The sequence below is a fragment of the Xanthomonas bonasiae genome, assembly GCF_014836395.1.
GTDB classification, from domain to species: domain Bacteria; phylum Pseudomonadota; class Gammaproteobacteria; order Xanthomonadales; family Xanthomonadaceae; genus Xanthomonas_A; species Xanthomonas_A bonasiae.
In genome coordinates this window covers 64,925-76,918 of sequence record NZ_JACSQX010000010.1, presented here as the reverse complement: position 1 = coordinate 76,918, position 11,994 = coordinate 64,925, and the positions used below count along the sequence as shown (strand labels likewise).

The window sequence follows — 11,994 nt, the reverse complement described above, 5'->3', positions numbered from 1 at the left end:
GTGCCCGGTCGGGCAGCGCCGCGGACCGGCATAGAGTGAAAGCGCCGCCGCCCGCGCTCACGGCTCCTTGCGCAGCAGCCGCACTTCCTGCGGCGATTCCAGCGCGATGCCCTCGTCGGCCAGGCGCTGCAGCAGGCTGAAGAACAGATCGCTGCGGATGCCGTAGACCAGCCGCGGATTGCCGACGTAGGCGAAGCTGTTGAGGGTGACGTGGCCGCTGGCGATGGAATCGATGAACACCGACGGCGCCGGCTCCTCCAGCACGCCCGGATGCGCGGCATAGAGTTCCAGCAGCAGCGCGCGCAGCTTGGCCATGTCGGTGCCCAGCGACACCGCGAACTGGATCTGCACCCGGCCCAGCGGCCCGGCCAGGGTCATGTTGCGCAGGGTCTTGGTGATCAGCTCGGAGTTGGGCACGATCAGCGTGGAGCGGTCGCCGACCTGGATCTCGGTGGACCGCACGCTGATCTTGCGCACGTCGCCTTCCTGGTCGCCGATCTTGACCCAGTCGCCGATCTTGACCGGGCGCTCGGCCAGCAGGATCAGCCCGGACACGAAGTTCTGGATGATCGACTGCAGGCCGAAGCCGATGCCCACCGACAGCGCGCTGACCACCAGCGCGATCTGCGCCACCTCGATCCCCGACGCCGCCAGCGCGCACAACGCGGCCAGCAGGATGCCGACATAGCGGGCCACGGTGCTGACCGAATTGCGCGAGCCGTCGTCCAGTTCGGTCTTCGGCAGGTAGGTCTCGGTCAGCCAGCCATGGATGTATTGCATCGCCAGCAGGCCCACGCCCAACACCAGCGCCGCGCGCAATACGGCGCCCGGGTACAGGTGGCTCTTGCCGATCGGGATGCCCTGCGACAGCACCGAGAACCAGTCGGTGATGGTCGAGACGTTGGTCCCGAACGGGATCAGCAGTGCGCCCACGCCGATCAGCAACAGGCACACGCGCAGCACCGCCGAGGTCAGCACCCCCGCCTGCTCAAGGCGGCTGGCGCGCACGCCGAACGCCCCGTTGGCGGCGCGGCCGATGCGGCCTTCGCTAGCGAACAGCCACAGCGCGAAATCGTCGGCGAAGGTCATCAGCAGGCGAATCGCGCCGACGATCATGGTGATCCAGATGATCTGCCGGGTGATGAACAGGCCCAGGTACAGATAGCCCAGCAGCGACGCCAGCAGCGCCACCACCACCGCCACCCGCACCAGCACCCCGACCAGCGCCAGCGCGCCGCCATGCTGTCCCGGCGGCGGCGGCTGGCCGTTTTCCAGCGCCTGCGCCGCGGCCTCGGCGTACTGGCGCCGGCGCAGCCGCGACAGGCTGGTCAGGATCGCCAGGATCAGCACCGCGTACGCCAGCGCGATCACGCCGTCGGCGGCCACCGTCGCCGAGGCGCTGGTATGGCTGGCGCGGTTGATCACCAGCAGCATGCTGCTGACCCAGGCCAGCGTCGCGGTGGCCCAGGTGTACTTGCGCAGGCGCCGCGCGGTGGCGTCGTCGATCGGGAACAGCCGCCACGACGGCTGGTTCGGCAACAGCACGCTGGCGCCCAGCGAGCCCATGAACGCGGCGGCGAAGCTGTACACGACGAAGCCGCGCAGCACGCTCTCCAGCGCGGTCGGCACCGCGCCGATGCCGCGCAGGCTCTCGGCCAGCACCAGCGCGGCCAGGCCGGGGGTCAGCGTGCCCAGCAACAGGAACCACAACGCCAGGCCGGAGCGGCGCAGGCGGCTGCCCGGCGCGCGCGACATCGCGTAGCGCTTGCCCAGCCAGCGCAGCAGGTAGCGCAGCGGGAACAGCAGCACGAACGCGATGGTCAGGCCGATGCCGAGCGCGCCGGCGCCGTTTTCGGCGATCGCGTCGTCCAGCGCCTTTGCGCCCACCTGGTACAGGGCGAGCAGGCGATCGCGGTCGCCGGGGAAATCGCTGGCGATCTGCCGCCACAGCGACGGCGACAACGGCGAGGTCGAACGCAGCGACAGCTCCTGGCTGAAGTGCTCGGCCTGCACGTTCTCGATTTCCTCGCCGAGCTGCTTGGCCTCCACCGCCAGCAGCTTGCCGCGCTTGATCCCCGAATCCAGCGGCGCGCGCTGCTTGGCCAGGTCCTTGCGCTGCGCGGCGATGTCCTTCGCCTCGCCGTCCGCCGCCGGGCCGAGCTGCTGCAGCCGCGCATCGACCTGGGCCAGCTGCGGGGTCAGCGCCGCGACCGCGGCCTCGGCATCGCGCTGCGCATCGGCCACCTGCCCGATCAGCTTGCGCAGCGACTCCTGGTCGTCGGCGTTGTCCACGCTGCGCCGCGCGTCCTGCAGGGTCTGCTCGGCGCCGCTCAGCAAGGCCTGCGGGTCGGGCGCCTGCGGCTCGTCCTGCGGCTGCGCGCTCGCCGCCGCGCTCAGGCACAGGAACAGCAGCAGCAGCGAACGGCGCAACAACGGCAGCAGCACGGCGGAACGGGAAGGCAGGCGCACGCGGGGGACCGGCAGTGAAGCGCGGACCACCGCGCGTGCGGCGCAATATACGGCGTGGCGCTTGAACAGGGCCAGCGGCACGGGGCCGGCGGGCATCTGTCGCGGCTGAAGCCGCTCCTACAGGCGCGCTCTTGTAGGAGCGGCTTCGGCCGCGACCGGGTCTCATTGCCCCGCCCCGGCCTGCGTCAGCAACACGATCTTGCCGATATGCGCGCTGGATTCCATCCGCGCATGCGCCTGCGCCGCCTCGGCCAGCGGGAAGCAGCGGTCCAGCTGCGGCTTGATCCGGCCCTGTTCCAGCTGCGGCCAGACCTGCTGCTCCAGCTCGCGCGCGATCGCCGCCTTCTCCATCACCGAGCGCGCGCGCAGGGTCGAGCCGGTATGGGTCAGGCGCTTGGCCAGCAGCGGCATCAGGTCCAGCTCGCGGACCTTGCCCTGCTGGATGCCGATCTGCACGATGCGCCCGTCCAGCGCCGCGGCCTGGTAGTTGCGCGGCAGGTAGTCGCCGCCGAGCAGGTCCACGATCACGTCGGCGCCGCGGCCGCCGGTCAGGCGCAGGGTCTCGGCGACGAAGTCCTCGTCGCGGTACAGGATCGCCGCCTGCGCGCCCAGCGCCAGGCTGGCGGCGCGCTTGTCGGCCGAGCCGACGGTGCTGATCACGCGCGCGCCGAAGGCCACGCCCAGCAAGGTGGCGACGCTGCCGATGCCGGAGGTGCCGCCGTGCACCAGCAGGGTCTCGCCGGCCTGCAGGCGGCCGCGCTGGAACACGTTGGCCCACACGGTGAAGAAGGTCTCCGGCAGCGCCGCGGCCTCGGCCAGGCTCAGCGGCGCCGGCACCGGCAGCGCGTTGCGTTCGTGCACCACCGCGTATTCGGCATAGCCGCCGCCGGCGACCAGCGCGCACACCGCATCGCCGAGCCGATAGCGCTCCACGCCCTCGCCCATCGCCACCACCTCGCCGGCGAACTCCAGTCCCGGCAGCGGCGACGCGCCGGGCGGCGGCGGATAGCTGCCGCGGCGCTGCATCACGTCGGGGCGGTTGACCCCGGCCGCGGCCACCCGCACCAGCAGTTCGCCGCGGCCCGGATGCGGCAGCGGCAGGCGCACCGGCACCAGCACCTCCGGCTCGCCGGGGTGGCGGATCTCGATCGCGGTCATCGAATCGGGGAGCGAAGCGGCGGACATGGGGGACATGGCGGGCACCTGGGCAAAGACGGCGCAGCGCCACGCGGGCGCACAGCGCGGGAACCGCGATGATCAGCCTTCGCCGCGTTGCGATCCGTGATGGCGCGCGCAGGGTTCCGTCCGGACCAAACACCGTCCGCTCGGAAATTGGAGGGATGCCGTGAAATCCCTGTAGGAGCGGCTTCAGCCGCGACAGGATTTATCGGGAATGCCTGTCGCGGCTGAAGCCGCTCCTACAGGGGCGCGACGCGGCGAGACATCCGCGCTAGTCGCCAGCTGCCGCCTGCACCGGCCACGGCGTCAACGCCGGCACGTCGGCCTGCACCTGCTGCGGGTCCAGCCGCGCCTGCAGCGCCGGCAACGCGACCGCCAACGGGCAGCGCAATCGGCCGCCGCAACCCGGCAGCGGCCAGCGCCGCTCGCGCAGCCGGCCGCCGTCGAAGCGGTTGTCGCGCAGCGCCTGCAAGGTCGGCACCACGCTGCGCAGTTGCAGATAGTCGCGGCCGCCCTGCCGCACCAGGTCCAGCAGCAGCGCTCCGCCGGGCGGATAGGCATCGGGCTGGCCGCGCACCGGGCCGGGCACGCCGAGCAGGCCGGCCAGATGCGCCAGGTTGGTGTCGTGGCCGAGCAGCAGCAGCGCGCGGGTGTCCGCTGACGCCAGCGGCGCCACTGCCGGGGTTTCTCCGGCGGCGGCCTGCAACGTCGCCAGCAGGTGCGCGAGCAGGTTGGAGCCGCCGGCACGCGCCGCCGGCAAGGCGCGCTTGCTGTGGTCGAAGGAGGCGTTGTGCAACCCGATCAGGCGTTGCAGGGAAGTCGCATCGGCGCGACCCCACGCCACCTGCGCCAACGGCAGGCCCTGCGCGTATTCCAGCATCAGATTCTCGGCCAGGCTGCCGGCGGTCTTCAGCAGCTTTGCCGCCTGCGCGGGATCGTCCAGCGGCTGCGGATCGTCCAGGCGCGGCGTGCCCTGGCCAGGCGCCTGCGCGGCGCAGGCGGCGCCCCGGCAGCCGGACAGGACCTGCTGCAGCGCGCGCAACCGCGCACGCGTGGCCGCATCCGGATGCAGCGGCGCGGCCACCGCGTCGTCGTCCTTGTCGTCGTTCCTGTCCTTGCCGGCCGCGTAGTGGAACAGCGGATTGTTCTGTGCGCTCGGCAGCGCCAGATACTGGGCGCGGCAGCCCGGCTGCAGGCCTTCGCCGAAGGCCGCGGCGCTGGCGTGGTTGCGCGGCGTGCTGTCGGCGATCAGCACCACCTGTGCCTGGCCGCAGTCAGGCGCCAGCACGCCCTCCTTCAGCCAGCGCTGCCGGTAGCGCGCGCCCAGCGCCTGCATGCCCGCTGCGCCATGCGCTGTGAGCATGCCCGGCGCCACCGGCCATTGCGGCCATGGCTGCGCCGCGTACCTGGCCAGCGCCTGCGGATCCTGGGTCGGCGCGCGCACGCCGTGGCGCATCACCACGATGGTCAGGCGCACTTGCGCTGGCGCGTTTGCGCCGGCGGCCGCGGCCGGCAATGCCGCCGCGGCCAGCAGCAACAGCGCCGCCACGCGATGCAGGCGGCGCCGCGCAAGCGTGGCGGTGATGGGTGCCTGGATGGAAACATGCATGCCGCCGGCCTCAGAACTTCAGCGACAGGTCGAGGAACACGCCGCGTCCGGCCAGGCCGAAGTACAGCGGCTGGTTGTCGGAAGAGCGCGCGCCGGCGTAGCCGATCAGGGCATGCCGATCGAGCAGGTTGTTGACGTCCATGCTGATCGAGTAGCCCTTCAGGCCGTACGGGCCATGCGTGCTGCGATAGCCCAGCGCCGCATCCAGGCTGGCATAGCCGCCCAGACGCTGGTCGTTGCCGAACACGGTGGCGCCGCTGGCGTCCGTGGTGTTGTCCACGCCGTACTGCGCGCCGACCACTTTCTCCATCAACGAACCGAAGTAGCCGGTGCCGCTGTTGTAGAGCAGACCCAATGCCCCGGTCACGTGCGGGGTGCCGGCGACCTGGGTGCTGCTGTGCTTGTAGGTCGCCTCGTTGTAGCTGGCGTTGGCGTACAGGCTCAGCGTCGGCATCAGCGCATAGGTGGCTTCGGCCTCGGCGCCGCGGTACACCGCGCCGCCGCCGTTGACGTAGGCGCTCTCGGTGCCGCTGTCGGTGGCGACCAGGGTCTGGCTGATGTAGTTGCTGAAGTCGATGTAGTAGACGTCGGCGCCGAAGGTCAGGCCGCGCGCGGCGTAGCTGGTGCCGAGCTGGTAGTTGCTGGTCAGCTCCGGCTGCAGGCCGCGTGCGCCGTTGAGTTCGATCACGTCGATCGGCGGCGCCAGGAAGCCGCGCGCGGCCTGCACGTAGCCGCTCCAGTGCTCGTTGAAGGCATCGTGCAGGCTCAGCGACGGCAGCGTCGCGTCGTAGCTGGCGCTGGTGTAGGACGGCGCCGGCGGGGTGCTCTTGTTGAGCTGCGCGTCGAGTTCGCGCTCGACCCGCGAATAGCGCACGCCGGGACTGAGGGTCAGCGTGTCGCTCAGCTTCCAGTCGTACTGCACGTACGGCTGCAGCGTGTCGGTGCGGTCGTGCAGCTGGTAGTTGTACAGATAGCCGTACTTGGTGCCGCTGGCCGCACCGGTGGTCATGTCCACCGGCAACTGCTCGCGTTCGTCCAGGTTGCGCTCCACCCACACGCCGGTCTGCAACTGACCCGGGCCCAGATCGCGCGCCAGCCGCAGCACGTCGCCGAAGGCGTGGAAATCGTTGTCCGACAGCTTGCCGGGCACGTCGGTAGCCGACTTGGACAGCTTCTTGCCGGTGCTGGAGTAGAAGGTCACGCCGTTGTCGGCGGCGCTCTCGCTGGTGGGGATGCTGCTCTTGGCGGCGGTGTGGTCGAAGCTGTTGTAGTAGACCTTGTTGTCGAGTTCCCAGTCGCCCAGGCGGGTGCTCAGGCCGAGGTAGCTGAAGCTGGAGTAGTACGCGGCGCTGTTGTAGCCGGTGTAGTTCTGCAGGGTCGGATCGTTGCCCAGGCCATAGCGCCAGCCGTGCTGTTCGATCTGCGCGCGGGTGGCGCCCTGCACGGTGTTCTGGTGCTCCTGGTTGTAGCTGCTGACGAAGGTCAGCGTGGTCGCCTCGCCCAGCTCGGTGACGGTCTTGACGAAGGCGTGCTCGCGGCGGTCGTCGGTGCCCTTCAGGTAGGTGTCGCTGGCTTCCTTGGACAGATCGGCGAACACGCGGGTGTTGCCGATGTGCTCGTCGGCGCTGACGCCGGTGGACCAGGTGTCCCAGCTGCCGCCGGTGGCGTACACGGTGACGCCGTCCACCGCGCTGGGATTGCGCGTGCGCAGCGCCAGCGTGCCGCCGAAGGTGGCGTTGCCGATGGTGGCGCCACCGCCGGGGCCGCGATCGATCTCGGCCTGGCCGAGCACGTGGTTGTTGAAGTACGCGGACGTGGTGTGGTGCAGGTCGCTGGCGTCGCCGAACGGGATGCCGTCGAAGGTGATGTTGAACTGGCCGTCCTGGAAGCCGCGGATGCTGATGCCTTCGTTCTTGCCCAGGCCGGGGCCTTCCGGCGAGGTGGTGACCACGCTCGGCGCGTACTTGATGATGTCGTCGTAGTTCGCGTTCAGGCGCAGGCCGTCGCGGATGAAGCGTTCGTCGATCACCGAAGTCGGCTGGCTCGCCTCCAGCGGCGCGGCGCTGGGCGCCAGCGTGTCGACGCTGTTGGCGGTGACGTTGATCGGCGCCAGTTCGCGCGGGCCGTCGTCGCGGTCGCCGTTGTCGGCCGCCGGCGTGGCCGCGGCATGCGGCGCGCGCGGAGCGGCGGCACTGCGTTGCGCCGGCGCGGCGCTGCGCACGATGCTGACCGTGCTCGGGGTCGGCATGCGGTAGTCCAGGCCGGTGCCGGCCAGCAGTTTCTGCAGCTGCTGTGCCGGCGCCAATCCGGCCGGTGCGCCATTGCTGCGTTGCCCGGCCGCCAGTGCCGGGTCGTACATCAGTTGCAGGCCGCTGTTGCGTGCGAACAGTTCCAGCGCCTGGTCCAGCGGCATCGGCGCGATCGCCGGTGCGGCGGCGGCGACGGGGGCCGACCACGCCGGCAGCGAAGAAGTGCTGCCGAGCAGCAGGGCGATGGAGACGACGAGCGTATTGCGCATGGGACGTGCTACCGGAGGGGAGAGGAAGGCGGTCGTACGCACGCAGCGCGACGACCATGCCTACCTAGGAGTGCCGCACAGCGCCGCGCGGCTACCGGTATTTGCATGAATCTTTTCTTACATCGGCGCCGGTGCGCTGCGGATCGTCACCGCCTGCGCATCGCGGTGCACCTGCACGTTCGGCAGGCTGCCCAGATAGGCGACGAAGGCCTCCGGATCGCGCAGGTGGAACACGCCGCTGATGCGGCGCGCGGCCAGCGCCGGGTCGGCGATGCGCAACGGCTGCGTGGTGTAGGCGTTGAACAGCCGCGCCACCTCGCCCACGCTGCGGTCGTGCACGCCGACCTGTTCCGGCAACCAGGCGGTGGCGCCGGCGATGTCGGCATGCGCGTCCAGCCCCAGCAACTGGCCTTGCGGATCCAGCCGCGCCTGCTGGCCGCCGCCCAGGTCGGCCAGCTGCGCGCCCTCGCTCGGCAGCGCGCCGCGCCGCCACCACGAATGCGCGCCGCGCAGCACATGCACGCGTCCCTGCAGCACGGTGACGCGGGTGCCGCCGTCGTGTTGGTCGACGCCGAACACGGTGCCGATGTCGCGCAGCACCAGGGTGCCGACGCTGACCCGCAACGGCCGCGCCGGATCGTGGCCGAGATCGAACAGCGCCTTGCCGCGCAGCAAAGTGATGTCGCGGCGCTGCGCGCCGTAGCGCACCGCGATGGCGCTGCCGCGGTCCAGGCGCACCACGCTGCCGTCGGCCAGCGCCACCTCGCGCCCGGCATCGGCAGCGGCGGCGTAGACCGTCGCCGCGACCGTGTCCGGCGCCGCCAGCTGCGTGGCCACGCCGATCGCCGACAGTGCGAGGACGGCCGCCAGGCCGAACGCCCGACGCCGGTTGCGGCCGCGCTTGCCTGGCACCGGCGCCGCTTGCGATCGCGGCGGCGCCGCGCGGCCGAACTCGGGCCGCAACGGCACCACCACCGCGCCGCTGTGGCGCGCATGCGCGCACAGCTGTTCGCTGCTGGCCGGCTGCGAGTGCGCCGCGGCCTGCAGGTCCTGGTGCAGATGGGCGATGCCCAGGTATTCGGCCACGTGGGTGGGCGATTGCCGCAGCCAGGCCAGGAACTCGGCCTGCTGCACCGGCGCCAGCGGCGCTTCGCGCTGCGCCAGGTACCAGGCCGCAGCTGCCGCGGCGATCGGCGACTCACGCATAGCGCGCCATGCCCTGCCGGCACACCGCCAGACCCTTGATGATGTATTTCTTGACCATGTGGCTGGAGATCTGCAACCGCTCGGCGATGTCCTGGTAGCCGAGTTCGTCGCGGTAGCGCAGCACCATCGCCGCGCGGCATTTCGGCGGCAGCCGCGCCATCAGTTCGGCCAGGCGCTGCCGGCGCTGCGCGCGATGCACCTGCGCATCGGCTTCGCACGGCACCGCCAGCCGCTCCAGCACCTCGTCCAGGCAGGTGTCGCGCTGCGTGCTGCGCTGGTTGAGCAGCGCGTGCTCGCGCATCAGGTTGGCGGCGATGGTGAACAGGTAGGCTTCCGGATTGGCGATCTCCGGCGCATGCGCCTCGCTGCGCTGCAGGCGCAGCCACACTTCCTGCACCAGGTCCTCGGCATCCCATGCCGCAGCGCGACGGCGCAGGAAATAACGGCTCAGCGACGGCCGCCATTGCAGGAACAGCCGCGACAGGGCCGGCAAGGGTTCGGGACGCACCAGGCGCTCGCAGGGTCGGAAAGGCCTGCGATGCTGGTCGCGGCAGATGACAGTCCGATGACGCACGGGCAGCGCGGACGTGGATGACCGGCTGCGCCCCAGCCGGCATTCAGTTGCGCGCCGATGCCGGCTCCGTTCGCTCGAACGGCGGATGGAGCGCCGCCCGTGCCTCCTGCTCCATGGCCATGCATGCGGCGGCGGCGCATCCAGCGTTTCCCGTGCGGGACAGGATGTCCTTCGGACCGGCCTTCCGTTCCATCGGCCCCGCCCCATATCGGAAGGGTTGCCGTCTCCCTCTCGGCCGGCGTTCGCACCAAGGACCTCTCCATGACCGACCCTATCGTCCAGATCAAGCCCCTTGGCTTTCCGTGGGAAACGATCGATCCGTTCCTGTTCTGCGTCTACCACGACGATGCCTACCCCGCCGGCAATGGCGCGATGGGTCCGGCGGCGTCGCTGGCGGGCCGCGCCATCGGCCAGGACTTCAGCCGCAAGGACGGCTGGAGCATGTATCACGGCCGCGACGTCCCCGGTTTTCCCGGCCACCCGCACCGCGGCTTCGAGACCGTGACCATCGTGCGTCAGGGCCTGATCGACCATGCCGACTCGCTCGGCGCGGTGGCGCGCTTCGGCGCCGGCGACGTGCAATGGGTGACGGCCGGTGCGGGCCTCGTCCATTCGGAGATGTTCCCGCTGCTCGACACCACCGCGCCCAACCCGCTGGAACTGTTCCAGATCTGGCTCAACCTGCCGGCGCGCAGCAAGATGGTGGCGCCGCACTTCACCATGTTCTGGGCGCAGGACGTACCGCGCTTCACCGCCACCGACGCCGCCGGCCGCACCACCGACGTGGCCTGCGTGGCCGGCCGCGTCGGCCCGGTCGACGCCGCGCCCGGCAGCGCCGGCGGCCCGCTCGCGCCGCCACCGGATTCGTGGGCGGCGCAGGACGATGCGGACGTGGCCATCTGGACGATCCGCATGGCGCCCGGCGCACGCTGGACCCTGCCCGCCGCGCAAGGCCGGGGCACGCGCCGCAGCCTGTACTTCTTCAAGGGCGCAGCGGTGACCGTGGGTGGACGCGTGGTGGCCAGCCACGCCGCCATCGAGTTGCGCGCCGACCAGGCGGTCGAGTTGGTCAACGGCGACGCGGAGGCAAGCGAGTTCCTGGTGCTGCAGGGCCGGCCGATCGCCGAACCGGTGGCCCAACACGGTCCGTTCGTGATGAACACCCAGGCCGAGATCGCCCAGGCGATGGCCGACTACCGCCGCACCCAGTTCGGCGGCTGGCCGTGGCAGGACGAGGCGCCGGTGCACGGCCGCGATCCGAACCGCTTTGCGCGACATCCGGATGGGCGCGAGGAGCGGCCGGCGCCGCACAAGCCGCGCGTCCCCTGATCGGCGAGTCGCTTTCGCGCCAGACCCTCACCCCAACCCCTCTCCCGACGGGAGAGGGGCTAGTGCCTGTCCCCTTCTCCCACCGGGAGAAGGTGCCCCGAAGGGGCGGATGAGGGTACGGGCAAAGCCTCGCGCCCCCGAACTCCGAGAGACGCTTTCGCGCCGGACCCTCACCCCACCCACCTCCCAACGGGAGAGGGGCTACGCTCAGTAGCGCGCCGAGGCCAGCGCCTGCGCGCGCTCCAGTTGCTCGGCGATGCGCTTGCGCGCCTGCTGCAGTTCCTGCTTGGTCGCTTCCTGTTGCGCCGCCGGCACCAGCTCGGCATCGATCACCGCCAGCGCATCGGAATAGCTGCGCACCATCGTCGCCATGTAGGCGTTCATGTACGCCGAATCGTCCTTCTCCTGGTCCAGCGCCTGCAGCTGCGCCTTGCCCTTGGCCGCCTGCGCGGCGATCTTCTCCGCATCGCCGGGACCGCCCTTGCCGGCGTCCGCGGCCGCGGCGCCCTGGTGCGCGGCGACCACTTCGCGGGCGAAATCGGCGACGCTGCCGCTGACGTTGCGCGACAGCGCCTGCTGCGACAGCGCCACCGCATTGCCTTCCAGCACCTGCAGCATCGCCTTGGCCGAAGCGTCGCCGGCGATCGGCGCGCGCCCGCTTTCGCCGCCGACCGGGGCCGCGGTCGGCGCCGGCGAGGTCGCCGGTGCGGTGCGTGAGGTCTGGTCGCCCGGCTTGCCGCAGCCGCTCAGCGCCACGGCGGCCAGCGCCGCGAGAATCGAAAGCCGGGTCGTGATGCGCCTCGGGGTCATGGGGTGCTCCTGGTTGGTCAGCCGCTACCTTGCCCAGGCGGCGCGCAAACCCGCGTGAATCGCCGCGCTTTTTCGTGACGCGGCATTGACGTGGCCGGGCGCATGCAGTGGTCTGCCGCAACCGCGGCAGCGTGGAGACCGCACATGGCGAACAACGAGAAAACCGGCGACAAGGCGGGCAAGGCCGCCTCCAAGGTGCTCAGGGACGGACGCACCGGAAAGGACAGCAAGACCGCCGCGGCGTCGGCGCTGTCGCAGCGCCCGGACAAGAAGAAGGGCAAATAGGCTGTGGCCGGGGCC

The 11,994-nt window shown here is 71.2% G+C and carries 9 protein-coding genes; 2 read left to right on the top strand and 7 right to left on the bottom strand.

Features of this window, described 5'->3' with window-relative positions; all coding sequences use genetic code 11:
- Nucleotides 1-57 precede the first annotated feature (57 nt).
- The 6 genes from H9658_RS16645 to H9658_RS16620 all read right to left on the bottom strand — a co-directional run bounded on the left by H9658_RS16645 (nucleotide 58) and on the right by H9658_RS16620 (nucleotide 9,489).
- A complete protein-coding gene (locus H9658_RS16645) occupies nucleotides 58-2,445 on the bottom strand; it encodes a DUF3772 domain-containing protein (RefSeq protein WP_191826313.1) in 2,388 nt (795 codons plus the stop codon).
- A 186-nt stretch (nucleotides 2,446-2,631) separates the two neighbouring features.
- Nucleotides 2,632-3,663: an NAD(P)H-quinone oxidoreductase gene (locus H9658_RS16640; RefSeq protein ID WP_191826206.1), complete on the bottom strand. Its 1,032-nt coding sequence runs from the start codon at nucleotides 3,661-3,663 to the stop codon at nucleotides 2,632-2,634.
- A 256-nt stretch (nucleotides 3,664-3,919) separates the two neighbouring features.
- Nucleotides 3,920-5,257, bottom strand: a complete 1,338-nt coding sequence (locus tag H9658_RS16635) for a histidine-type phosphatase (protein WP_191826205.1) — start codon at nucleotides 5,255-5,257, stop codon at nucleotides 3,920-3,922.
- 10 nt (nucleotides 5,258-5,267) lie between these two features.
- Nucleotides 5,268-7,775, bottom strand: a complete 2,508-nt coding sequence (locus tag H9658_RS16630) for a TonB-dependent receptor domain-containing protein (RefSeq protein WP_191826204.1) — start codon at nucleotides 7,773-7,775, stop codon at nucleotides 5,268-5,270.
- A gap of 117 nt (nucleotides 7,776-7,892) precedes the next feature.
- Nucleotides 7,893-8,981 (bottom strand): FecR family protein, encoded by a 1,089-nt coding sequence (locus H9658_RS16625; protein ID WP_191826203.1) that lies wholly within the window; start codon nucleotides 8,979-8,981, stop codon nucleotides 7,893-7,895.
- Nucleotides 8,974-9,489, bottom strand: a complete 516-nt coding sequence (locus tag H9658_RS16620) for an RNA polymerase sigma factor (protein ID WP_179569285.1) — start codon at nucleotides 9,487-9,489, stop codon at nucleotides 8,974-8,976. The genes H9658_RS16625 and H9658_RS16620 overlap by 8 nt, the downstream gene beginning before the upstream one ends.
- 327 nt (nucleotides 9,490-9,816) lie before the next feature.
- Here H9658_RS16620 and H9658_RS16615 point away from each other — a divergent pair, with 327 nt between their 5' ends.
- On the top strand, nucleotides 9,817-10,884 hold the full coding sequence (locus H9658_RS16615; protein ID WP_191826202.1) for a pirin family protein: 1,068 nt from the start codon (nucleotides 9,817-9,819) through the stop codon (nucleotides 10,882-10,884).
- Nucleotides 10,885-11,091: 207 nt separating this feature from the next.
- On the opposite strand, the gene H9658_RS16610 is transcribed toward H9658_RS16615, so the two are convergent.
- The gene (locus tag H9658_RS16610) at nucleotides 11,092-11,694 is read right to left on the bottom strand and encodes a DUF4142 domain-containing protein (protein ID WP_191826201.1); all 603 of its coding nucleotides are present in this window, start codon (nucleotides 11,692-11,694) and stop codon (nucleotides 11,092-11,094) included.
- A gap of 144 nt (nucleotides 11,695-11,838) precedes the next feature.
- Here H9658_RS16610 and H9658_RS16605 point away from each other — a divergent pair, with 144 nt between their 5' ends.
- Entirely contained in the window at nucleotides 11,839-11,979 is a 141-nt protein-coding gene (locus H9658_RS16605; RefSeq protein ID WP_191826200.1) for a hypothetical protein, read from the top strand.
- Nucleotides 11,980-11,994 lie beyond the last annotated feature (15 nt).